19 protein-coding genes are annotated in these 23,158 nt (G+C 50.7%); 12 read left to right on the top strand and 7 right to left on the bottom strand.

Features of this window, described 5'->3' with window-relative positions; all coding sequences use genetic code 11:
* Positions 1 to 19 precede the first annotated feature (19 nt).
* Positions 20 to 874, bottom strand: coding sequence for an AraC family transcriptional regulator (locus ACX1C1_RS15810; protein WP_458953131.1), 855 nt, complete (start codon positions 872 to 874; stop codon positions 20 to 22).
* Positions 875 to 902: 28 nt separating this feature from the next.
* Entirely contained in the window at positions 903 to 1,763 is an 861-nt protein-coding gene (locus ACX1C1_RS15815; RefSeq protein ID WP_458953132.1) for an AraC family transcriptional regulator, read from the bottom strand.
* Between the two features lie 146 nt (positions 1,764 to 1,909).
* Between ACX1C1_RS15815 and ACX1C1_RS15820 the strand changes: the two genes are divergently transcribed.
* Complete coding sequence (locus ACX1C1_RS15820) at positions 1,910 to 2,824, top strand: phytanoyl-CoA dioxygenase family protein (RefSeq protein WP_458953133.1); 915 nt, start codon at positions 1,910 to 1,912, stop codon at positions 2,822 to 2,824.
* A 251-nt stretch (positions 2,825 to 3,075) separates the two neighbouring features.
* Here ACX1C1_RS15820 and ACX1C1_RS15825 read toward each other — a convergent pair whose 3' ends face one another.
* From ACX1C1_RS15825 to ACX1C1_RS15840, 4 genes are all read right to left on the bottom strand, one after another.
* The gene (locus ACX1C1_RS15825; RefSeq protein ID WP_458953134.1) at positions 3,076 to 4,455 is read right to left on the bottom strand and encodes a sensor histidine kinase; all 1,380 of its coding nucleotides are present in this window, start codon (positions 4,453 to 4,455) and stop codon (positions 3,076 to 3,078) included.
* A complete protein-coding gene (locus ACX1C1_RS15830) occupies positions 4,452 to 5,123 on the bottom strand; it encodes a response regulator transcription factor (RefSeq protein WP_458953135.1) in 672 nt (223 codons plus the stop codon). Before ACX1C1_RS15830 ends, ACX1C1_RS15825 begins: the two co-directional genes overlap by 4 nt.
* Positions 5,124 to 5,192: 69 nt before the next feature.
* Positions 5,193 to 5,636, bottom strand: coding sequence for a hypothetical protein (locus ACX1C1_RS15835; RefSeq protein WP_458953136.1), 444 nt, complete (start codon positions 5,634 to 5,636; stop codon positions 5,193 to 5,195).
* A gap of 138 nt (positions 5,637 to 5,774) precedes the next feature.
* A complete protein-coding gene (locus ACX1C1_RS15840; protein ID WP_458953137.1) occupies positions 5,775 to 6,665 on the bottom strand; it encodes a helix-turn-helix domain-containing protein in 891 nt (296 codons plus the stop codon).
* A 138-nt stretch (positions 6,666 to 6,803) separates the two neighbouring features.
* Between ACX1C1_RS15840 and ACX1C1_RS15845 the strand changes: the two genes are divergently transcribed.
* Together ACX1C1_RS15845 and ACX1C1_RS15850 are read left to right on the top strand one after the other, a co-directional pair.
* Complete coding sequence (locus ACX1C1_RS15845; protein WP_458953138.1) at positions 6,804 to 7,634, top strand: phytanoyl-CoA dioxygenase family protein; 831 nt, start codon at positions 6,804 to 6,806, stop codon at positions 7,632 to 7,634.
* Positions 7,635 to 7,854: 220 nt separating this feature from the next.
* Positions 7,855 to 8,955, top strand: coding sequence for a glycoside hydrolase family 117 protein (locus ACX1C1_RS15850; RefSeq protein ID WP_458953139.1), 1,101 nt, complete (start codon positions 7,855 to 7,857; stop codon positions 8,953 to 8,955).
* Positions 8,956 to 9,094: 139 nt separating this feature from the next.
* Here the strand turns inward: ACX1C1_RS15850 and ACX1C1_RS15855 are convergent, their stop codons facing one another.
* Positions 9,095 to 9,883 (bottom strand): IclR family transcriptional regulator, encoded by a 789-nt coding sequence (locus tag ACX1C1_RS15855; RefSeq protein WP_458953140.1) that lies wholly within the window; start codon positions 9,881 to 9,883, stop codon positions 9,095 to 9,097.
* A 190-nt stretch (positions 9,884 to 10,073) separates the two neighbouring features.
* Between ACX1C1_RS15855 and ACX1C1_RS15860 the strand changes: the two genes are divergently transcribed.
* The 9 genes from ACX1C1_RS15860 (at position 10,074) to ACX1C1_RS15900 (ending at position 23,155) form a co-directional block, all read left to right on the top strand.
* Positions 10,074 to 11,177 carry a mandelate racemase/muconate lactonizing enzyme family protein gene (locus ACX1C1_RS15860; protein ID WP_458953141.1) on the top strand — a complete coding sequence of 368 codons (1,104 nt, stop codon included), beginning with the start codon at positions 10,074 to 10,076 and terminating at the stop codon, positions 11,175 to 11,177.
* Positions 11,178 to 11,200: 23 nt separating this feature from the next.
* Positions 11,201 to 12,217: a zinc-dependent alcohol dehydrogenase gene (locus ACX1C1_RS15865; RefSeq protein WP_458953142.1), complete on the top strand. Its 1,017-nt coding sequence runs from the start codon at positions 11,201 to 11,203 to the stop codon at positions 12,215 to 12,217.
* A 15-nt stretch (positions 12,218 to 12,232) separates the two neighbouring features.
* Complete coding sequence (locus ACX1C1_RS15870; protein WP_458953143.1) at positions 12,233 to 13,003, top strand: SDR family oxidoreductase; 771 nt, start codon at positions 12,233 to 12,235, stop codon at positions 13,001 to 13,003.
* Between the two features lie 48 nt (positions 13,004 to 13,051).
* Positions 13,052 to 13,870 carry a sugar phosphate isomerase/epimerase family protein gene (locus ACX1C1_RS15875; RefSeq protein WP_458953144.1) on the top strand — a complete coding sequence of 273 codons (819 nt, stop codon included), beginning with the start codon at positions 13,052 to 13,054 and terminating at the stop codon, positions 13,868 to 13,870.
* Positions 13,871 to 13,967: 97 nt separating this feature from the next.
* Positions 13,968 to 17,045, top strand: coding sequence for a glycoside hydrolase family 2 TIM barrel-domain containing protein (locus ACX1C1_RS15880; RefSeq protein WP_458953145.1), 3,078 nt, complete (start codon positions 13,968 to 13,970; stop codon positions 17,043 to 17,045).
* Positions 17,046 to 17,185: 140 nt separating this feature from the next.
* Positions 17,186 to 19,546, top strand: a complete 2,361-nt coding sequence (locus tag ACX1C1_RS15885; protein WP_458953146.1) for a glycoside hydrolase family 2 protein — start codon at positions 17,186 to 17,188, stop codon at positions 19,544 to 19,546.
* Between the two features lie 133 nt (positions 19,547 to 19,679).
* Complete coding sequence (locus ACX1C1_RS15890; protein WP_458953147.1) at positions 19,680 to 20,774, top strand: CoA transferase; 1,095 nt, start codon at positions 19,680 to 19,682, stop codon at positions 20,772 to 20,774.
* 42 nt (positions 20,775 to 20,816) lie between these two features.
* Positions 20,817 to 21,941, top strand: a complete 1,125-nt coding sequence (locus ACX1C1_RS15895; RefSeq protein ID WP_458953148.1) for a CaiB/BaiF CoA transferase family protein — start codon at positions 20,817 to 20,819, stop codon at positions 21,939 to 21,941.
* Between the two features lie 38 nt (positions 21,942 to 21,979).
* Positions 21,980 to 23,155, top strand: coding sequence for an ABC transporter substrate-binding protein (locus ACX1C1_RS15900; protein ID WP_458953149.1), 1,176 nt, complete (start codon positions 21,980 to 21,982; stop codon positions 23,153 to 23,155).
* Positions 23,156 to 23,158 lie beyond the last annotated feature (3 nt).

Raw genomic sequence — 23,158 nt, forward strand, 5'->3', positions numbered from 1 at the left:
TTTGTCAGGTTCAATGCATTTATTGTTTTTGATCCGTATTCTGCCTATACATGCTGGTTTGCAATTGCGCCGTGCTTCTATATTGTCCCGGCGTAATTCCAAAGGCCTTATGGAAAGACCGATTCAAATAAGCAGAGTCACCAAAGCCGCAGTTTATGGCAATCTCCGATAGCGGCAGTGAAGTACTCTCTAAATGCTGCTTCACATTTCGTAGTCTGATCTCTCTCAGCATTTGAATAGGTGTGCTGCCGAATGTTTGTTGAAAGATGCGATCGAGATGCACAGGATGAAGATGGACAAGCTCTGCTAATTGTTCGCGTGTGATCTTGCTCTCATAATGAGCAAGGAGAAAGTGAATGATTGTTTGTAATCGATCATCTTCTGTGGCGTTCTGTGGTCGTGAAGGCATCCCGGCAGCTTGCCAGCTGTCGAGAATACAGGCTAACAACTGCGCATGAAATCCTGCCGCGATCAGGTCTCGATACGAGAGCGATTTGTTATTCCAGGCTTCATCGAGCTTGGCGAACAAGGCTTGATAGTGCTGCTTGTCGCTAAGCGTTAATATTCTAGGCACAGGATATTGTGACAATAGATCAATCCGGAAGGCGTTCTTAGCATGAAACATCATCCACAGATGTATGCCGCTGGTCGATGATTCTTCTGAGAACGCGATGCCGGGAGGATGAATCATGACATCTCCCTGCTTTGCTATGGACCGTTCGAGCGGCGTAGTGACGGTCACTTCCCCTTCCAGGATATAACTGACAATCCAATAGGCCGTTCTCGGCATTTGTACGTTTAAGGAAGGATAATAAGCTCTCTCCAGTTGATGAAGCTCTAGATTATACGATTCATGAATGGGCTGATTCGTCATAAGTTTGCTCCTACATAGTCATCGTTAGCTAGCTATTGGTTGTGATGGATGCACAGAAATGGCTGAGACTCATCCCCGTTTTTCTCTTAAACATTCTCCCGAATGTATGCACGTCTGCATAACCGACCTTTTCCGCAATTTCACCGATAGATAAGTTAGTCTGCATAGCAAGCTCCTTTGCTCGCTCCACCCGAATCCACCCGAGATACTCGAAAGGGGTCATTCCATATTCTCTATTGAATATAGAGATGATATAGTTTCTGCTTAACCCTGAAATACGCTCAAGATCGGCATGTGATACGTCATCTGAATAGTGAGCAAGGATATGATTTTTAATGAGTACGAGCAGTGGCTTTTGTTTCTTGTAGGCTTTGGATCTCGGCCTATATTCCGTTCTCCACTCCACAACGTCGTGAATAATTTGCAATAATAAGCCTTGACAGTAGAGCTGATTCGTCAAGCCCGGTTGATGATAAAGCGCAACCAACTGCGAAAGCTTATTCTCTATCGGGTGATTCGAGAAATTTCCTAGGAAATGCTCGTTGCTGAACAACTCTTGAAGAGGAAAGGCGCTTTCGCCAAAATGAAATACGATGGAGAGACACACATAACTTTCGTTATGCAAGGTGCGTACTTCATGCCATTCATCCGGCGCATGATGGATCAAATCCCCGCGTTTTGTCATATAAGTTGTTCCTGCAATCGTATATTCAACCAAACCTTCCATGACATATTGGAACTGAAATTGCTTTAATGCTCTCCCAGGAATCCCCCAATTCCGTGGTGCGTTAAAGTGATGAGCAAGCGTAATGAAGGGAGGAAAGTAGATTTCAGGCATGGCCTTTCTGGATTGCTCAGCCGACAATAATTCTAATTGAAGCGATTTCAATCGTTCACCTCCATTGTGCTATCAGCTTGTCACTCGTAATGATATAGAGTGTGATTTCGGCAACTTAATTCTGCCTTTTTACTAAATACAAATACATACAATTTGCTAAAATAAGGAGGAAGAAACACGATAAGGAGTTGGTGTAGATGACAATTTCAGCGTATCAAATTCTTGAAGCAGATGCTAGTAAACAATCGGTGATTTCTGATGAACAAGCACAATTTTTTCTGGATAATGGGTTTCTCATTGTACGAAATGCACTTGCTGGCGAGGAACTGAAAATGGTGCAGGATGAGATGAAGCAACAATACGACAAAGGTATTGCAGGCGTGGATCATGATCCGGATTATATGTATAGCCGGGGAGGCAAATCAGGACGGAGCATATTGAAGCGTATCGAATATGTGATCGATAAGAGCGACCCGATGAAGGTATTGTTAGGTCATCCATTTATATTGAAATCGGTGGAGAAGCTGCAAGGTCCAAATTTTATACCGACATGGGATTCCATGGTTGTCAAAGTGCCGAACGAAGGTGCTGTTGTGCCTTGGCATCGCGACTGGGCAGTTCCGGAAGGATGTACGGACAGCCGACCTATATTTAATGTTGATTTTTACCTGGATCAGGCGGATCTCAAATCATGCCTATGGGTCATTCCGGGAAGCAACAAGTGGGACAAGGAAACATGTGACGAGCGATGCTCGCGTCCAGGGTTTGATACTTCAGACGCGATACCGGTCCCAATGAATCCGGGAGATGTTATCTTCCATGATATCATGGTGCTGCATGGATCGCCGGAAGGTGACGGCAATGCGCTTCGCAGAACGGTCTATTATGAATTTCGCCCAGGCGAAATTGAAGCGCAGTGGGGACCTCATACGCTTGAATATCTGACTTTAAAGCAACATGTATTGAAGGGCTGTATTGAACAACGCAAGCAGGCTCCATATTCGAAGGATGAGGTTCCCTATGAATATCGGCCTACCGAGGGGTTTGCGCTTGCCGGGCACCAGCAGCCGACAACCTTCCGTTATCCGCATGATCATTATTGGCGGGTGTAAAGTAGAATAATAAAGATATTAGTCCTATTGGACAACCATCTGGGGCCGAGTATATGATAGGGTTAAACGATTGAAATAAGTATGTTAACTCGCATATTCGATAGAGGCGCAGACATGGCGCGGAACCACACCATTCCACTTTTCAAGAGTAGGGGCTTAAGGGGCGGGCGTATGCTGCTGTACTGCTGCGTCAAACGGAAACCTGGCATTATGCGGCGGCGCCTGCATAAAGCAAATGTTCTTGATCCGCCTTAACCAACAGGGAATCTGAGGGTAAAGGCGGTTCCTTTGTCTGGTTCGCTGCTAACGGCAATGGTGCCATTATGAAGCTTTATGATTTGTTGGACGATCGATAAGCCGAGTCCTGTCCCGTTTTTTTGACGCGCTGCATCAACTCTGTAGAATCGCTCGAAGATGTGGGAGGCAGCATCTTGGGAGAGCCCGATCCCGGAGTCTCTGAACACAACCAATATCGAATCGCGGGTTCGTTCAATATGAATCCAGATTGCGCCTCCGTACAGGTTATATTTGATCGCGTTGGTGAACAGGTTTTCCCACACGTTCTCTAGAAGCTCGGCGTCACCTCTCATGACGATGGGGGGAAGCTTGTAGGATACTTCAATGGATTGCTCTTGCAGACGCCATTGATGTCTCCGGATGGTATCCTGGATCTGCTCGTGTATGGCTACATCAGAATACTTCATCGGGTAGGCGTGTTGATCAAGCGATGTCAAGAGCAGCAGCTGCCTGGTCAGGCTGGAGAGCCGCTTGGCTTCCTGATTAATAATGTCAAGGTAGTCGAGACGCTCCGCCCATGAGCCTTCGCTGGTCTTCATAAGCTCCGTATATCCTTGAATATTCATTAGCGGAGATTGGAAGTCATGGGACACGTTATTGATAAAGGCTTTTCTTGCTTCGTCGTTATGCTTCAATTGCTTCTGCATAAATTGAAAGCTTCTGGCGAGCTGCCCGATCTCGTCATTGCTTTCAATATGCACCGGATAGTTGAAATTTTCTCTTGTCAATTCTTGTGTCGCTTCTGTCAGCTTTACAATTGGACGAATTAACCGCTTGGCGAACGCTAGCACGCCAATGACGCTGACGAAAGCGATGATCACAACAAACCAGATAAGAATCATATGAATATCCGAGAACAGAAGCTTGTTGTTCGGACGGAGGAATAAGCCATAGGTTTCACCCTCCAGCTCGATCGGTACGCCTGCTGTATTACGTAATTCATTGGAGAAATGGCCAAACAAAAGCAGCTCATTGGAGAAATGGCTCATGCCATGATAAATTTCATGATGAGTCAACACACGCAAGGCTTCACTTGGCAACTCTGTCTTGGCGAACGGTTGTCCATAGAAGGTCATTGCGCCTTGGCTGTCAACCAGAGCAATCTGGTAACCGAGCTTGCCGATGGATGCGAGATAGTCTGCAAAGCTTGAGGGATAGGGATGACGCTCCAGAGTTGCTGCAATTTCCAACGCCATGTCTATGTTATGTTGGTCGATCTTTTGTTTCGTGGAGAACATATAGACCAGATTAGCGAGGAGAGCTCCTGCGATTAGACTGATGGCAATAATGATTAAAGTGGCAACCAGCAGCTTGCGATATAATGTATTCATCATCGAACAACCTCAAGACGGTAGCCCATTCCACGAATCGTCTGGATTTCAATGGTGGCCCCATATTTTTTCAGACGGTCACGGATGCGGTTCATATGTGTGTTCAGCGTTTGCTCGCTTCCATCGTGAAGCGTTCCCCATACATGCTCCATTAATACATAGCGGGGAACGATTCTACCCTCGCGCTCAGCAAGAAAAGCCAAGCATTCAAATTCCTTCAGCGGCATAAGGATCGTCTCCTGGTCAATGGCCACCTCGAAGTGATGTCGATCAATTTCAACATTGCCGACCTTCAACTGACTCTCCAAGGCCCGCCGTTCTCTTCTCAGCACGACAGCTACCCGGAACAGCAGCTCCTTGACCTCAAATGGCTTTACGATATAATCCTCGGAGCCTGACAGAAACCCTCTTTCCTTATCCTCAAGCTGCCCTTTGGCTGTTAGAAGAATGACGGGGATACGCAAATCCTCCGATAAAATTTTGGTTAGTGTAAAACCATCCATGCCAGGCATCATCACATCGACGATGGCCAAATCAACGGCATGCTCCTCCAGAATGGCTAAGGCTTCTTCGGCATGGTTTGCTTGATGGACGGCGTAACCTTCCCGTCTTAGATGGATGGATACAAGCTGCCGGATATGGACATCGTCGTCTACGACTAATAGCTTCATGAATTAAGCCCCCTAAGGGGGACAGCTGGCAGCTGTCCTTCGTTGTGTTGTCATTGTATAGCTTCAGCCTTATAGCTTCAAGCTGACAATCAGAACAATGGTCAAAATTGCGGTGAGTGAAACCGCCATGGTCGTTAAGTAACGGGACATGCCGACGGTGCCGGATGGCTGAGCCCGCAATCGTTTCTTGAGCTTGCTGCTCATGATACCAGCGACGATTAAAAACAACAAGATGACGGTTCCCCCGGCCTGCTCCATGACACTGAGCCACAACGGCTTGTTAGAGCCCAGATCAAGCTTGATAATCATGGTGACGCCACTAAGCAGTACGATGACAGAGGAAGGGTGAGCCAGACGATTGATCATGCCGATGATGCGAGCCGACATTTCATTGGCACCGGCTTGTCCTGACTGTCCTCTCAGCATTAGCAGCATGACGATAACTGCAATCAATGACCCTACCCACACCATGAGACCTGCCAGGTGAGCAAACAACAATAATCCGTAAAACATGCATAACGCCTCCTATGGGATAAATAGACAGTGAAACATACAAGTTCACTGACGTTCATCATATCCCTGGTACATAAATTCAACATAAACGGCAGCGGAGATATTCCCGGTACTGCTGCTGTTCACAGATGAACCTACCTACAGGAGCCTGCAGAACTTGCGGTATTCGCCGGGAGGCATACCCTCCCATTTGTGAAATATCCGTACAAAGTAATGCACATCGGAGTAGCCGATCGTATGTCCCACCCATTCGATCGTATCGTTTGTGTCGCGGAGCAACCGTTTCGCCTCTGAATGACGGATTTGCTGGATAAATTTGTTGGGACTGAGACCTGTACATTTTTTGAACAATCGCCCCATATAATCCACATTAATATTCAGCATGTCCGCCATTCGCTCATTGGACCACAGCTCCCCCGCATTCTGCTCGATAGCTGCGGCTAATTCAGCAATAACCCGCTGCATGCCTGCGCTCGCACCCAATCTATGCTGATGATGCCGGAACGCTCTCGACAGCTGGGCGAACAGCTGCATTAACAAGCCTTGACAGCACATCATGTAACTTGCTGGCCGATGAGTGAACTCATGAATGATGGCTTCGAGCACGCTGTAAACCTCGGAGGTCGCATACAGACTGCCGGCATTCATCCATTCAAGAAATTCCGTGGAATCATGCATGGTGCAGAAATTATCGTCTCCATCAATGTCAACGGAAACAATGATATCTTCGTCCTTCGTAATATGCAGCTCATCGTAGAAGTCGAAGTGAACGCCCAGGAACAGCGCATCTGGCTCCGACAGCACTTCTACACGGTGTCTAAGCTTCGCGGGCAGCAGGAAGAACTGTCCCGGCTGAACGCGGAACGGCGCCTCGGATTCAATCTGTACCTCGACCTCTCCATGCTCCAATAACAATAGCTCAAAATCTCGAATACGCCGTTCAATGAGACGCTCCTTGGCCTGCCGATGCTGCTGCGCCCAGTGAACAACCGGGTTTAAGCGTCTGGTTTCCGATACGGCTTGCACCATAATCTCCTCCTGTTCAATAAAGTTCAATAAGTCGGTAATGTGCAACTATTGTTCTCGATCGTTCAAATACAATGGGCTGTACCCATGATAACATATGGAATATCAAGAGTTGAACAACTATATGAGGAGTGTGTTAGAATGTCGGAATTGAATAAGCTGCCAGAGCTAACAAGTGATTATGCGCTGACGAATGAACAAATCGAGCAGTTTCAACAAAAGGGACATATCAAGCTGAGTCAGGTGGCTACGAGTGATGAGGTTGCAGTATATCGTTCTGTTATCGGCGAGAAAGTGAAAGAACTGAACTATCAGGACAAGCCGATTGAGGAGCGGGATACTTACGGCAAGGCCTTTATCCAAGTTTCGAACATTTGGGAGAAATCTGAAGAGATCCAACGCTTCGTATTTGCACGCCGATTCGCCAAGATTGCTGCTGAGCTGCTAGGTGTAGACGGTGTAAGGGTTTACCATGATCAAGCCTTATTCAAGGAGCCGGGAGGCGGTATTACGCCTTGGCATCAGGATCAAATTTATTGGCCGGTAGATACAAATAACTTTGTTACGATGTGGATGCCGCTTGTCCCTGTATCTGAGGAAGTAGGTTCGATGAACTTCGCGAATGGCTCTCATGAGTTTGGCTACATCAGCAAGCTGGCCATCTCCGATGAATCCCAAAAAACGCTGAGTCAATTTATCGAGGCGAAGGGGCTTGAGGTCGAAAATTACGGCGCGCTGGAAGCAGGCGATGCAACCTGGCATTACGGTTGGACGCTGCACAGCGCACCGGGCAATCCGACCAGCACCATGCGCGAGGTTATGACTATTATCTATTACGCGGATGATGCGAAGGTTATCGAGCCGGATTCAAACGCGCGCAAGACCGATCTGAAGCGCTGGCTTCCTGATCTTGCTCCTGGCGATCTGGCGGCTAGCAAGCTTAACCCGGTTGTATATAAGAAGGATGTATAAGGTTTGAATTGCGAAGAGCGAACCCCTTCCTGCTAATAGGAAGGGGTTCGCTTGATTAGCAGCTGAATTTGATCTGAATTGTTGACCAAAATAGAAGAGAGCGTTATAATTTAGACATTCATTAAAAATGAAATGAGTTCCGAAATTTATTGACTAATAGTCAATAAATGATTTAATGTTTTATAACATCTACATCTACATCTGTGAGGGAGAAGGTTGAATGATGAAAAAAGAAAGCGCTGCAACGATACGAGGCAAACAATATACCAAAAATGCAGACTGGTTCTGTGAATTCAAGTACGAGCCTATTGAAGGCCTGGGTTATGAAGAGGGGATTCATCGCCGTGATCCCAGCAGTGTGATCAAGGTAGGAGATCTTTATTATGTATGGTATACGAAGTCCGTAGGCGCAGCTGTTGGCTTCAATACGGGCGATCCAGATGCCAAGGTATTCCCTTGGGATCAGTCCGAGGTTTGGTACGCAACCTCCCCGGATGCCAACACGTGGACCGAGCAAGGCCTTGCAGTCGGCAGAGGACCAAAGGGCTCTTATGATGATCGGAGCGTGTTCACGCCAGAAATTCTACATCATGACGGCAAGTTTTATCTTGTGTATCAAGTTATTGAAGGGCAATATCTGCTCAGAAAATACGAAAATATTGCAATGGCAGTCGCAGAGTCGCCAGAAGGTCCGTGGCGCAAGACCGATGCTCCGATTCTCCGACCTGCCATGAACGGCGAATGGTTCGGGGATGACGATAATCGCCTGACAGTGAAGCACAAAGGGGATTTCGACAGCTTGAAGGTGCATGATCCCGTTCTCTTCCATTATAATAACCAGTTCTGGTTGTATTATAAAGGCGAGCAGAAGGGTGAAGAAATGACCTTTGGCGGACGGACGACAAAGTGGGGCGTCGCGATCTCCGATCATCCGGAAGGTCCATATGTGAAGTCAGAATACAATCCGGTTACCAACAGCGGACACGAGACGTTGCTATGGCACTACCGTGGCGGCATGGCGGGACTTCTGTCGACAGACGGACCGGAGAAAAATACGATTCAATACGCACATGACGGCATTAATTTCGAGATTGAGGCTGTTATCAAAAACCCGCCAGAGGCTGCTGGTCCATTCCGGACAGCGGATACGGAGCGCAGTCCGCTTGAGGGCATTCGCTGGGGCTTGAGCCATAACGTCCATTCGAAGTGGAATCATATTCTGAAGTTCAGAACGGTAGAGGATTACAAACATCATTATGCGAACAAGGTCAACCCGGAGGTACTCTGGTTAGGCAAGAAGGCGGAGCAGCAAAAGGACTAAGAGGAAGAGCCGAGCGTTCTTACAGACGACGCTCGGCTTCTTGTATGTCCCCGCTCGTTACAATATCGTACAAACGATGCTGCCCAAACACATATATAGGGAAGGGACGTTGCCCCGCGGGCAACGTCCCTTCCTGAGATTATGAGAGGTAAACGGAGCGCATGGACGGTACGAAGCCCAGTCGCTTGGAGATGAGCGAGGACTTCTCCTTTACGTGTGCCTCCAGCTCATCCAGCTTATCGAAGATGCGAGCGGTTGGCCCTGCAACGCTGATTGCCGCGATTACTTTGCCAGTGTAGTTAAACACAGGCCCTGCGATGGAGCTTAAGCCGTCATCGTATTCCTCGCGATTAACGGCAATGCCTGTCTGCCGAATCTTGCTTAGCTCCTGCAGGAACTGTTGATGGTCGGTAATTGTCGTAGGCGTGTATGACCGCAGCCCTTTCTCCGTGACAATCTTGTCGACAGCTTCAAGCGAGAAGTAAGCCATAATGGCTTTCCCGAGACCCGTGCAATGTACAGGGTTCCTTGAGCCAAGAATCGCATTCATAATAACGGATGCGCTTCCGTCTACCTTATAGATATAGATGACCTCACCCTCATTGTAAACCGCGAGAAAGGCGGTTTGACCTGTCTGGGCAGCCAGATCCTGCAGATGGGGAATCGCAGCCTCCACTAAATCGATATTATGCAACCCCGCCATCCCAATCTCGATAGCCTTTAATCCCACAAAATATTTCTCCGTTGACGGCTCCTGCATAACAAAGCCCGCCTTCATGAGTGTTTCCAGTATGCGGTGTGTCGTGCTCTTGGGAAGCTGAGTCGCTTCCGACAATTCGCCGATTCCGGCCCCGCCCTTATTCGAGGCGAGCTGCTCAAGCAGGAATAATGCGCGCTCTAACGTGGAGTTCGTTTTATTGGTATCCATGCTCAAAGGAAGCACCTTCTTTCATTTCATCTCTATTCCGTTATTTTAATTAATGTTTTGAAATGAGTCAATCTCATTTATTATTTGATAGTTTGTTCCGATTTTATGTTGACTTAAATAAATTTGTGTAATAACATTTCATTAATTGGAACGAACGAGTTCTGATCATTGATAATAGAGGGTGAAGAATATGGCTAATGGAAAGCGAATAACTGATATCCAAACCGATTATTTTCTCGTGCCTCTGGCCGAACAATTGGGAGATGCGCGGCATGGCATTCATTCGCACTTTGAATTAATTACCGTCACGATTGTATTGGAGAACGGCAGTGAAGGTGTTGGTTATACCTACACCGGAGGCGTTGGCGGAAGAGCGGTCTGTCAGATGATCGAGCATGATCTGAAGCCGTTCTTGCTTGGCAAGGACGCGAGCTGCATCGAGAAGCATTGGGAAGAGATGAACTGGAAGATTCATTATGTAGGGCGCGGGGGAATTGCATCGTTCGCCATCTCGGCAATCGATATTGCATTATGGGATCTTCGCGGGAAAAGCTGCGACGAGCCGCTATGGAAGCTGCTTGGCGGCAACGATTCCTCCACGAAGGCTTACGCAGGAGCGATTGATCTCAATTTCACCATGGAGAAGCTGCTGAACAATATTAAGGGATATATGGATAAGGGCTTCGAGGCCGTCAAGATCAAGCTCGGTCAAGAGCGTCTGGTTGAAGATATCGAGCGGGTGGCTGCTGTGAGAGAGCTGATTGGACCGGACCGAACCTTTATGGTAGATGCCAATATGAAATGGTCGGTCGAAACCTCTATCAAAGCGGCAAAGCTGTTGGCTCCGCATCAAATCTTCTGGCTGGAGGAGCCGACAATTCCGGATGATTACGAGGGGTACCGTCGTATCGGTTCGGAGGGCGGCTTGCCGATCGCGGCAGGCGAGAATTTCCATACGGTCTATGAATTCGTCAATATGATCACCCGCGGCAAAATTGATTTCCCGCAGCCTGACGCCTCGAATATTGGAGGCATAACAGGCTGGCTGAAGATTGCGAATCTTGCTTACGCTTACAACCTGCCCGTGTGCACACACGGTATGCAGGAGCTGCATGTCAGCTTGATGTCGGCGATGCCGAACGCCTCTTATCTGGAGGTTCACAGCTTCCCGATCGATCAATATACGAAGCGGCCGCTTGTTATTCAAGACGGCAGAGCCGTAGCGCCGGATGTGCCGGGCACGGGTGTTGAGTTCCGCTGGGAGCTGCTGCAGCCGTATAAGCAATTATTTTAATTATCGAACAGGGAGTGGATAGGATGAAAGCGGCGTTCTATGAAGGGAACAAAACGATGGTTGTCGGCAAAGGCTCGCGCAGAGAGCCTGGTCCTGGGGATGTAGAAATCAAGGTAGCTTATACGGGCATATGCGGAACGGATCTGCATATTTATCACGGTCATATGGATCATCGCGTGATGAAGCCGCAAGTCATAGGTCATGAGATGTCGGGCGTCATTGAACGAGTTGGCGATGAGGTTACGGCCTATAAGCCAGGGGATAAAGTAACGGTGAAGCCGCTGGGCCCATGCGGTGAATGTCCGGCTTGTCAGGATGGATGCAGTCATATCTGCCATCGCCTTCAGTTCATGGGAATCGAGACGGACGGAGCCTTCCAATCGTATTGGACCGTGCCTGCAAGCACGCTGCATTTGCTGCCGGACGAGCTCAGCCTGCAGCATGGCGCGATGATCGAGCCGCTGGCCGTGGCTTGTCATGATGTTCGACTAGGCAAGGTGGCGCCTGGCGAATATGCCGTTGTGATCGGCGGTGGACCTATCGGCACGTTGATCGCGCTTGTTGCCCGCGCCGCTGGCGCAAGGGTTGTCGTGGCGGAGATTAATCCATATCGGCTCCAGCTGCTGGAGGAGCTTGGCTTCGAAACCTGCAACTCCAAGGAAATTGATCTGGCCGAATATGTGCAGGAGGCAACTGGCGGCAAGGGCGCAGATGTTGTGTTCGAGGTAACCTCTTCGCTTGCTGGCGCCGAGGTGATGACCAAGCTTCCTAAAGTTAGAGGAAGAATTGTAATCGTAGGCATATTCAGCAAGCTTGTCCCGGTGGACCTGCATCGTTTCTTCTGGAGAGAGCTTCAGCTGTTCGGTGCACGGGTGTATGAGCACGAGGACTTTGAGCAAGCGATCCAGCTTGCGGCGAGCGGCCAGCTGCAGCTTGACCGACTGATCAGCGAAGTCTATCCGATCGAGCAGATTCAAGCGGGCTTCGAGCAGATGGAATCCGGGAGCGGCGTTATGAAGGTTCTTATTGCGTGCAATTAAGCGGGAGGTAGCGGAATGGATATGCTGGAATTATTTTCATTGCGAGGCAAGAAAGCTTTAGTGACAGGCTGCAAGCGAGGCATTGGCAAGTCGATGGCTATTGCACTGGCGCAAGCTGGCGCAGATATCGTCGGCGTTAGTGCGACGCTGGAGGAGTCGGGCAGCGAAGTAGAGCGGGAGGTTACAAAGGCCGGACGAAGCTTCTCAGGTTATGCTTGCGACTTCAGCGACCGCCTGGCATTGTATGCTTTCATCGCCAAGTTGAAGGACGAGCATGGAGATATCGATATTATGGTGAACAATGCCGGTACGATTATGCGCAAGCCGGCCGCGGAGCATCCCGATGATTACTGGGATCATGTCATTGAAGTGAACCTGAACTCCCAATTTGTATTGGCGAGGGAGATTGGGCAAGGCATGCTGGAGCGTGGAGCGGGCAAGATCATATTCACCGCTTCCCTCCTTACGTATCAGGGCGGAATCAACGTACCGGGATATGCGGCCAGCAAAGGCGGCATAGGACAGCTGACCAAGGCGCTTGCCAATGAATGGTCCTCGCAGGGCGTTCAGGTGAATGCAATTGCGCCCGGCTACATCGAGACGGATAATACGGAGCAGCTGAGAGGGGATCCTGTCCGTTATGACGCTATTCTGGGACGGATACCTGCAGCTCGCTGGGGAAGACCGGAGGATCTGAACGGAGCTGTTATTTATCTGTCATCCTCCGCTTCGGATTATGTTACGGGCACAATTATCACAGTGGACGGCGGCTGGATGGGCAGATAACATTCGACATACAGCTGCGACTGCAGGGCTGCGAAGGGAGATATATGCATGAAACTACATCTCTATAAAGCGCTTTGGGGGATGGAAGGCACATACCGCGAGCAATTCAAACGAGCGGCAGATGCGGGATATACCGGCATTGAAGCGCCAATGCCACTGCCCGAGCAGGAGGAAGCCTTCCGTGAAGCGCTTCAGACTTATTCGCTTGCTTATATCGCCCAGATTTTTACCGGCGGTGAAGATCATATTCAGTCCTTCAAGGAGCAAGTGGAGAGAGCCGTCGATTTCCAGCCGCAGCTCATTGTTGCGCACAGCGCCCGTGATCGTATGAGCGACGATGAACAGGATCGCTTCTTCGAGGCTGCGCTCCAGATAGAGGCTGACAACGGGCTTGTTGTTGCGCATGAGACACACAGGCATCGGGCTATGTTCTCGCCGTGGACAACGGCAAGACTGCTGCGTAAGTTCCCGGAATTACGGATTACGGCGGATTTCAGCCATTGGACGAATGTATGCGAATCGCTTCTTTATGATATGGAAGAGGAAATTACGCTCGCTATCGCTCACACCTATCATATTCACGGCAGAATCGGCTTCTCTCAAGGACCGCAGGTTCCGCATCCCGCAGCTCCCGAATGGCATGTGGAGCGGGAGCGCTTCGAGGGCTGGTGGAGACGAATGTTCGGCTGTCGTCAATCGAAGGGCGAAGCCGTCAGCACCATGACGCCGGAATTCGGACCTGTCCCTTATATGCCGACGCTTGCTTACACGCAACAGCCTGTAGCGGAGCTATGGGAAGTGAACGAGTGGATTGCAGGCAGAGTGAGATTCAACTATGAAGCATGGATATCCGGAGCCGGCAACTGATACCTTGACAGGCTGAATGACACTTAGAGCACTCGGGTCCTCCGGAAACGAGTGCTCTTCGTCTCATCCTGGCTGGTCAGCATAACAAAAAGTAGGAGTGATAACGTTGTTAGAGTTCGACAAATATTGGGAAGACCCTCGCACCTTGCATATAAACCGAGAAAAGCCAAGAGCTTATTTTATTCCGTATGGAGATGTCGAAGCAGCCGCCTCGCGCAAGAGAGGACGCTCCCCTTATTATCAGACCTTGAACGGCGCATGGAAATTTCAATATCATGCCAGCGTAGAGGATGTGCGCGATACCTTCTACGATGCGGACTTTGATGCAGCAAGCTGGTCCTCGCTGTTAGTTCCTTCCTGCTGGCAGAATAACGGCTACGATCAAATGCATTACTCCAATCTCAATTACACGATTCCATGCGATCCGCCGTTTGTCCCGGATGATAATCCGGCAGGGCTGTACATCCGAGACTTCAACCTTTCTTCGGAATGGGCGAGTAAGGATAAATATGTGGTCTTCGAGGGCGTGAATGCATGCTTCTATTTGTGGGTGAACGGAAGCTTCGTGGGCTATAGCAAGGGCAGCCGGGTTCCAGCGGAATTCCGTATCGGCGCGCATCTCGTCCCAGGCGTTAACCGAATGGCGGTTATGGTACTGAAATATTGTGACGGCACGTACCTTGAGGATCAGGATTTGTGGAGATATACCGGTATATTCCGTGATGTCTATATGCTCGCGAGAGACAAGGCGCATATTCGCGATGTATTTGTGCGTACAACGTTGCTGAATGACGACAAAGAGGCAGCGCTGAATTTGGAGATCGAGACGACCGGCGATGCTGTTGTACAAGCTGTTCTGCGTGATCCAAATGGCAAGGAAATCGCTACCGTGCAAGGCGAAATACGGCAAGTTGGTCAGCTTCATATGGAGGTGAAGGAACCTAAGCTATGGAATGCGGAGCAGCCGGTGCTGTATGAGCTTCTACTATCCTCCGGTGATGAGGTGATTCGTTTCCAAGTCGGCTTCCGCCGTGTGGAGATTTCGGAGGGCGTCTTCCGAGTGAATGGTGTTGCCGTGAAGCTGAAGGGCGTCAACCGTCATGACTCGCATCCAAGCCTTGGCCAGACCATACCTCTGCAGCATATGATCAACGATCTTCAAGTCATGAAGCGTCACAATATCAATACGATTCGGGCTTCGCATTACCCCAATGATCCCAGATTTCTGGAGCTCTGCAATGAATACGGTTTCTACGTGGTAGATGAAGCGGATCTGGAATGCCACGGGTTGGCGATCGCCGATAACTGGGACAATATGGCCAAAGGTCTCGGGATGCAATCATATTCGGATTTCCATCAGCTGTCGAATAATTCGGATTGGGAGGAGGCCTTCGTCGACCGGGCGGTTCGCATGGTGGAGAGAGACAAGAACAACCCTTGTGTAGTGATCTGGTCGATGGGCAACGAGTCCGGATATGGGCCCAATCATATTGCGATGGCAAAGTGGACACGAGAGAGGGACAGCGCAAGGCCGATTCACTATGAAGGAGCCGCTTCTCTGTACCTGGGTCATCCGGATACAAGCGCACTGGACATGGAGAGCCGGATGTATGCTTCTGTTCCAGAGATTGAGGCTTATGCGAAGGATGAGGCGAATAACAAACCTCTGTTCTTGTGCGAGTACAGCCACGCGATGGGCAATGGACCCGGCGATCTGCTGGACTATTGGAATGTCATCTACGCTGAGCCGAAGCTAATGGGCGGCTGTGTGTGGGAGTGGTGCGATCACGGCATTGAAAGGGAGACGGAGCACGGCGAAAGATATTATGCTTACGGCGGCGACTTCGGCGAGAAGCCGCATGACGGCAATTTCTGCATTGATGGACTTGTAGCTCCCGATCGTACGCCGCATACCGGTCTGCTGGAGCTGAAGCAGGTGATAGCGCCGGTTCGAATCGAAGCGATTAAGCTGGAGGAGGGAAGGCTGCGTATCCGTAATCTGTATGACTTCGTTGATTTCTCCCATCTGGTCTTCTACTGGAAGCTGGAGCGTGAGGGGTTGCTCATCGAGCAAGGCGAGCTGTGCGGATTGAAAACGGCTCCGCATACAGGCGAAGAAGTGCAGCTTCCGCTTCAATCTGATCTGCGTGCGCTTGGAGCGGTTGTGCTGACCATAACCTGCTGCCAGGAGCAGCAGAGTATGTGGGCGGATCGCGGTCATGAAATCATGTTCCAGCAATTCGAATGTACGGCAAGTGACGCAAGTCTGGCTCCTCAGCCATACGAGAACAAAACTTCTAGAAGCTCCATCCTGGTGCTTGAGCAGGATCGCAAGCTCCGGATATCAGGCTTTGACTTCGTTTATTCCTTTGATCTGCGGCGAGGTGTGCCGGATCAGCTGGCGCGCCATGGCGTGGAGCTGCTGGAGCAGCCGCTATCCTTTAATATGTGGCGTGCCCCGCTGGATAATGACAGGCCGCTCGTCTCCAGATGGGAGTATGAAGGGCTGGAGCATGCCGGTATGAAGGTGTATCGTTGCGACTGGGAGCAGCCAAGTGAGCAAGAGGTTGTGGTCACGACCGAGTTTTCCTTGGGTCTCTACACACGCAAGCCGATTGTGCGGGGAGTGGCAAAGTGGCATATAGATGCGGGGGGAGCGGTAACTGTTAAGACAAGCGTCGAGGTAAAGCAGGAGATTGACTTCTTGCCTCGTTTCGGGCTGCAGCTTAGGATGCCGGCAGCCATGAACACGGTGGATTACGTCGGCTACGGTCCTCATGAAAGCTACGTGGACAAGCGGCAGAGTGTTCGCAAGGGCAGATATTTGCAGCGGGTAGACGAGATGGGCGAGCGTTACGTGATGCCACAGGAGAATGGCTCCAGATGGGGTACAGAATGGGCCATCGTATCCAACGAGCTTGGCATGGGGCTGCTGATGGACAGCGAAGAGTCCTTCTCCATGAATGTCTCTCACTACTTGCCTCAGGATCTGGCGGCGGCTAAGCATACGTACGAGCTGCAGAAGCGCAGGGAAACGATTGTTCAGCTCGATTACAAGATGAGCGGAGTAGGCTCTCATGCCTGTGGTCCTAAATTGATGGAGAAATATCAGCTGAACGAGAAGCAATTCGACTTCCAGTTCACCTTAAAACCTGTGTTTAAGGAAGATGAATAATACGGTATGGTATTGACGCCTAGCATATGCGATTGTATAATTTATAAAAATGGAACAACGTTCCGTAATTTATAAAATAAATAATTATTTCGGATCTTTGTTCTGTATATAACTTCAGAAATGGCATTGGAGGCTATGGAATGTCAAGAGTAGTAAAGGATTTAAGCGGCAAGCTCTGGCAGATGGAAAAGATGAGAGTTGGAGAGGGAGAACGCGAAGGATTCCATATCCTCCCGGCAGAGCGTCAGGGTGTCATCTTTAGCTGGAATTACGCATCTGTGCCGGGGGACGTATACACCGATCTTCAGCGCGCTGGAGAATTGGAGGATCCTTATTTCGGTCGCAATATGCACAAGGCGAAGTGGGTGCAGGAGTACGAATGGTGGTACATTCGCAGGTTCAACGTTTCGGGGGATATGAAGGGAAAGAAGGTTCATCTGGAATTCGAAGGCGTCGACTATAGCTGTACCGTATGGCTGAACGGCCAGCTGCTGGGCAGTCATGAGGGGATGTTCTCGCCATTCTCCTTCGAGGTCAGCGAATATCTGAACTTTGATCAATGGGCTGGCGGCTCCAATCAATTGGCAGTCAAGCTGGATCCGCCTCCTAAGAACTTCCGCAATGTCGGCGGCAAGAAGGTGAACTTCTCCGGCGATTATTTCACCGGTCTGGTGCCATTCGGCATTTGGCGTCCGGTACGTCTGGTTGCTACGGAGGACGTGCGTATTGTCCATTATCGTACGGAGTCCGAGCTTAAGGATGGGGGCGCCGCAGTACATGTGCAGGTAGAGCTCGACAACATGTCTACGGAGACGAAGACGGTTCAGCTTCAGTTAACGATGAAGGGTCATAACTTCGTCTCGGAGAAGATTACGCATACGGTGGAGGCTGCTGTTCGATCCGGCAGCCATGTGGCCGAAACAAGTGTGGAGATTGCAGACGCAAAGCTCTGGTGGCCGTGGGATATGGGGACACCTCATCTCTACGATCTTGAGATTAGCGTGCAGAGCAATGGCTCGGAGCTCGATCGTATGGAGGATAGAATCGGGATCCGGACAATTGTGATGGAGAAGAACCCGGGTTTCACAGAAGAGGAATCCGAATATCCGTGGACCTTCGTTATTAACGGCAAACGTCAGTTCCTGCGCTCCGCATGCTGGGGCGGTCAGCCTTCCTTCTTATATGGAAGGAACAGCACGAAGAAATACGAGCATCTGCTGACGCTGGTGAAGGATTGCAACATAAACAATCTGCGAATCTTCGGCTGGCATCCGCCGGAAATTCCGACCTTCTATAAGCTGTGCGACGAGCTTGGCATCACGGTATGGACAAACTTTACGTTCTCCACGCAAGCGTTCTCCAACGATCCGGCGTTCGTGGAGTCGGTTTCCAAGGAATGTATTGAGATCGTGAAGCTGCGCCGCAATCATCCTTCAAATATATATTGGATGGGCGGAGAAGAAGTATTCTTCACGGATGCCCATGTAGAGAGCGGCAATAAGGAGCTAATGGAAGCGATCGGTGTTGCAATTGGTGAGTATACATCCGTGCCTTACGGACTGGCATCGCCGCTCAGCAATGAATTCGGCCAGAGCATGGGCTTCAAGCCCAAGGAATCCCAGCATGCCAATGAGCATTATTACGGCGGCGGCCGGAACTTTATGGAGGAATTTTACCCGTCGCTCGATTGCTCCATTATTCCTGAATTAACGGCTGCTTCGGCGCCTTCGATCGAAAGCCTGAAGAAGTTTATCCCGGAGAATGAGCTATGGCCGATGGGACCAAGCTGGGGCTATCACTGGGCGGATATCTATATCCTCCAAGGACTGAATATTGAAGTGTTCGGAGATAAGAGAATGGATTCACTGGAGCAATTTGTAGAATCGACTCAGATTGCACATGGCACCATTCTGCAATATGCGCTTGAATTGTACCGGAGACGGAAGCCGCGGATGAGCGGCGTGTCACTGTGCCACTTTATTACACATTGGCCCGACATCAAGTGGGGACTCGTCGATTATTATGGCTTGAAGAAATTAAGCTTCGACTATGTGAAGACAAGCTATCAGCCGCTGCTGCCAAGCTTGGCATTTGCCAAGAGAAGATGGAATCCGGGCGAGACGTTCGAGGGCGAGCTGTGGATTGTCAACGACTACCATGAAGACTATGGGGATACCGTGCTGGAGTGGACGCTGCGCAATCATAAGAACGAGATCGTTCAGAGCGGGGCGGTTGATGCGCAGGTCGCGTCCAACAGCTCTGCCAAATTCAGCGATATCGGATGGAATGTTGATGCCGATGCCGTTGGCCAGTTCACGGTTACGCTCCATCTGAAGCAAGGGGGCAGCATGCTGGCAAGCAACGAATACAAGCTGCTTATTGGCGATCAGGCGGAGGCCAAGCGTCTATGCAATGAGCATCTCGATGAAAGCAAGAAGCTGCACGATGAATACGGCAGCAGCTATTACCGCTACAATCCGGAGCTCTGGGAGCTGGAGTAATGCGGAGTATCAGGCAAGGTAGTAACCAAATCTGTTGGAATTAAAGGAGGAAGGGATGAACATACGATTACGTTTGTTCTATCCCTTCCCTTGTTTATGAGGTCTGTCATTTCCATTGCTGAGGAGGGACGGTTTGCTTCCTTTAGAAGGATTACTCGTTGTCGAATACAGCACGCAGCTAGCGGGTCCTTTCGCAGGAGTAAGACTGGCTGATCTTGGGGCTCGTGTCGTCCGAATCGAGGAGGCAGAGGATAAGCCGCTCCCGCTGGTCAGCTTGTACCGCGATAAGGAGAGATTTCGGTTCAGTACTGCTCATGCAGTCGAGATCGATAGGCTGAACAAACTCATTGCCGAGGCAGACGTTCTGATCGAGGGTCCGCCTGCCCGTTGTTCTCAGCCATCTCTGTTTCCATATGAGAAAACACGGCTACTTAATCCTCTGCTTATTCATGCGAGCATGACCGGTTACGGCCGAGAGGGGAATTGGCAAACGAAGCCGTATGATGACTTGTTTGTGCAAGCGCTCACCGGCATGCCTTGGCTTAATGGCAATGCGGATGATCCCCCTATCCCGTTCCCGCTGTCGACGGTGGAGATGTTCGCAAGCGCCAATCTTGTGCAAGGCATATTGGCCGCGCTTGTACACCGCTCCAAGGCGGGAGAGGGGATGCTGGTCGAGGTTAGCCTGCTGGAGTCGGCGATTGATTATCAATTTGAGGTGTTGACCACTCATCTTAATGATGGAGGGAAGCTGCCGCAGAGAGGGATGGTCAACAACGCGCATGCTTATCTGGCAGCCCCGTACGGCATCTATGAGACAGCTGACGGTTATCTCGCCCTTGCGATGGGCTCTGTGCTTGAGCTGGGGAGGCTGCTGCAGTGCGACGCTCTGTCTGCCTATAGAGATCCTGCGAGCTGGTTCTTGGAGCGGGATGAGATTAAGCAGCGAATTGCCGATCATCTCATAAGCAAGCCGGCGGCAGCCTGGTCGGCCGCTCTGGAGGGAGGCGGCTACTGGTGCGCAAAGGTACAGAACGTTGATGAGCTTCTCCAGCATGATGGCCTCGTGGCCTTGATGGATGTGCACAGCGTCCAGGCGGAGCATGGCTCCTTCCAGACCACTTGCTGTCCCATTACCATCGATGGCAGTCATAGGGGGAGCAGCCGTGGCATTGTGCGGGCGGGCGAGGACAACAGCCGGATCGAGGAAGAATTCCAGCTGCGATAGGTGCTGCAGCTACAGTTTAAGTTGAAGCGAGAGTGAACCATCATGATGCCTAGACCGCTGGAGGGCTTGCTTGTGCTTGACTTCAGTCAATTTCTGTCCGGTCCGTATGCCGGCTTGCGATTAGCCGATCTGGGAGCGAGAGTCATTAAGATTGAACGGCTGGACGGCGGGGATCTATGCAGAAGGCTGTATATTTCCAATTTGGAGCTGGACGGGGACAGTACGCTGTTTCATTCCATTAATCGGAACAAAGAAAGTTATGCCGTGGATTTGAAGTCTGATTCTGATCGGCTTAAGGTGCGGAAGCTGTTAGGCCATGCGGATATGATGCTCCAGAACTTCCGGCCGGGTGTCATTGAGAAGCTGGGATTCAGCTATGAAGAGGTTAAGGGCATAAATCCGCGTCTCATCTACGGCTCTATAAGCGGATATGGACAGGATAGCGCTCTGCGTCTCAGACCCGGACAGGATTTGCTGCTCCAGGCGCTTACTGGTCTGCCCTGGCTGCACCGCGGCAATTTGAGACGCAGGCCTGTTCCCTTCGGTCTAGCCATCGCAGATATGATGACCGGCGCACATCTTGTGCAGGGCATCCTGGCGGCTCTTGTGCGTCGATCCATTCATGGCGACGGCGCATTGGTGGAGGTCAATATGCTGAATTCCACGTTGGATGCCATGCAAGAGATTTGGGAGGAGAAGCGCATGACGTGGAGGAGCCCAGACACAGCTGCAGGAGCTTCCGAATCCATACGTTGGCCGAAGGGACTGTATCCAACGGCTACGGGATATATTGCGCTTGGAGATATGCCTCTGCATACATTGGCCGAAGCGCTCGCTGCTCCCTTCGCTGCGTATTTCAGTAACGAAGCGACTGCTGCCCGCATGGAGGAGCTGCTGACAACACAGCCTGCGGATTACTGGTGCGCTCAACTCCAGAGGGCCGGCATCGCTTGCGAGGAGCTGTTGGACTGGAAGCAGCTTCTGGACCAAAAGGCGTTCCGCGAGCTGAACATGATCCAAGATATATATAGAAGCAACGGAGCCCGAATGACGGCTCTCTCCTGCCCGATTCGTCTGAATGGCCATCGGCTGAAGTCCTCCAGAGGAGCACCGCGCATCGGAGAGCATAACGACGCCGTCGATATGGGATGGCTCCCTCACGCATAGCTGTTCATAGTAGATGATTAAACGTTGAAAAGATGGTGATGAAGTTGAAATTAAAAGGAATGACATGGTCTCATGAGCGCGGCTTGAACCCGCTAATAGCCGCCTCAGAGGCATTCCGCAAGCTGGAGCCGGATGTCGAGATTGAATGGGATGCACGATCGCTGGCCGATTTTGAGCTGTACCCGCTTGAGCTGCTGGCAGATACGTATGACCTCATTATGATTGATCACCCTCATATCGGCACAGCGGTTGCAAAGGGGCTGCTGCTGCCCTTGAATGACCGGGTGGAGGCAGCCTTCCTGCAGGATCAGGAGCTCCATTCGACAGGGCTAAGCTACGCAAGCTACACATATGAAGGAAAGCAGTGGGCGCTGCCTGTGGATGCCGCAGCCCAAGTAAGCGCTTATAGGCAGGACTTGCTGGATGAAGCAGGACTGGAGCCAGCTCGAAGCTGGAGCGACGTGCTCGGCATTGCCAGGAAGCTGCCGAAGGGGCAGTGTATCGGTCTCCCCCTTGTGCCGGTACATGCGTATTCGACCTTCTTCACATTATGCGCGCAGCTGTCGGGACGGGCGTATTGGAGTGAGGGCCTCGATCTCCCTATGGAGATTGGCGAGCAGGCGCTCGCGCTTATGGAAAGCCTGATGCCGTATGTTCATTCGCAATCGGTTCATCAGGATCCTATACAGATGTTGAATCTCATGGGGAACAGCAATGAGATAGCGTACATTCCGCTTATTTATGGCTACTCGAATTATGCCAGAGCCGGCTTCAGGCCGTCCGTTGCAAGCTTCGGCAATATTCCGTCTGACAGCGGTGTGCCGAGGGGGAGCATGATCGGCGGCGTGGGGCTTGCGATCTCGTCGCAATGCAAGCATGCAGATATTGCTGCGAGGTTCGTCGTGATGGCAGCCTCCCCAGACTTCCAACGCTCATCATTTTTCCTGAATGACGGCCAGCCCGGCCATGTGGCGGCGTGGCTGGATCCCGAGGTGAACCGGCTGTCTGGCGGCTTCTTCGAGAACACGCTGGAGACATTGAGACACGGCTCCATGAGACCGCGATTCCATGGCTACATCAGCTTCCAGGAGCAGGCGGGCAATCTGATTCGCTATCGTCTGATCAATCAGGAGCCGGCAAGGGCGACTGTTATTCAAACCTTAAACGAGATGCACATGCAAATTAGACGAGAGCATCAAGAAGCGGAGGTGTGAGCA

It is taken from the genome of Paenibacillus sp. strain BS8-2 (genome assembly GCF_054483835.1).

What these genes read in the sequence shown, in the direction of transcription:
- ACX1C1_RS15870 (WP_458953143.1), top strand. Translation starts at nt 12,233, where the DNA reads ATGGATATGCTGGAATTATTTTCATTGCGAGGCAAGAAAGCTTTAGTG.
- ACX1C1_RS15845 (WP_458953138.1), top strand. Translation starts at nt 6,804, where the DNA reads ATGTCGGAATTGAATAAGCTGCCAGAGCTAACAAGTGATTATGCGCTG.
- ACX1C1_RS15885 (WP_458953146.1), top strand. Translation starts at nt 17,186, where the DNA reads ATGTCAAGAGTAGTAAAGGATTTAAGCGGCAAGCTCTGGCAGATGGAA.
- ACX1C1_RS15835 (WP_458953136.1), bottom strand. Translation starts at nt 5,636, where the DNA reads ATGTTTTACGGATTATTGTTGTTTGCTCACCTGGCAGGTCTCATGGTG.
- ACX1C1_RS15820 (WP_458953133.1), top strand. Translation starts at nt 1,910, where the DNA reads ATGACAATTTCAGCGTATCAAATTCTTGAAGCAGATGCTAGTAAACAA.
- ACX1C1_RS15900 (WP_458953149.1), top strand. Translation starts at nt 21,980, where the DNA reads ATGAAGTTGAAATTAAAAGGAATGACATGGTCTCATGAGCGCGGCTTG.
- ACX1C1_RS15825 (WP_458953134.1), bottom strand. Translation starts at nt 4,455, where the DNA reads ATGATGAATACATTATATCGCAAGCTGCTGGTTGCCACTTTAATCATT.
- ACX1C1_RS15875 (WP_458953144.1), top strand. Translation starts at nt 13,052, where the DNA reads ATGAAACTACATCTCTATAAAGCGCTTTGGGGGATGGAAGGCACATAC.
- ACX1C1_RS15895 (WP_458953148.1), top strand. Translation starts at nt 20,817, where the DNA reads ATGATGCCTAGACCGCTGGAGGGCTTGCTTGTGCTTGACTTCAGTCAA.
- ACX1C1_RS15850 (WP_458953139.1), top strand. Translation starts at nt 7,855, where the DNA reads ATGATGAAAAAAGAAAGCGCTGCAACGATACGAGGCAAACAATATACC.
- ACX1C1_RS15830 (WP_458953135.1), bottom strand. Translation starts at nt 5,123, where the DNA reads ATGAAGCTATTAGTCGTAGACGACGATGTCCATATCCGGCAGCTTGTA.
- ACX1C1_RS15810 (WP_458953131.1), bottom strand. Translation starts at nt 874, where the DNA reads ATGACGAATCAGCCCATTCATGAATCGTATAATCTAGAGCTTCATCAA.
- ACX1C1_RS15865 (WP_458953142.1), top strand. Translation starts at nt 11,201, where the DNA reads ATGAAAGCGGCGTTCTATGAAGGGAACAAAACGATGGTTGTCGGCAAA.
- ACX1C1_RS15860 (WP_458953141.1), top strand. Translation starts at nt 10,074, where the DNA reads ATGGCTAATGGAAAGCGAATAACTGATATCCAAACCGATTATTTTCTC.
- ACX1C1_RS15840 (WP_458953137.1), bottom strand. Translation starts at nt 6,665, where the DNA reads ATGGTGCAAGCCGTATCGGAAACCAGACGCTTAAACCCGGTTGTTCAC.
- ACX1C1_RS15855 (WP_458953140.1), bottom strand. Translation starts at nt 9,883, where the DNA reads ATGGATACCAATAAAACGAACTCCACGTTAGAGCGCGCATTATTCCTG.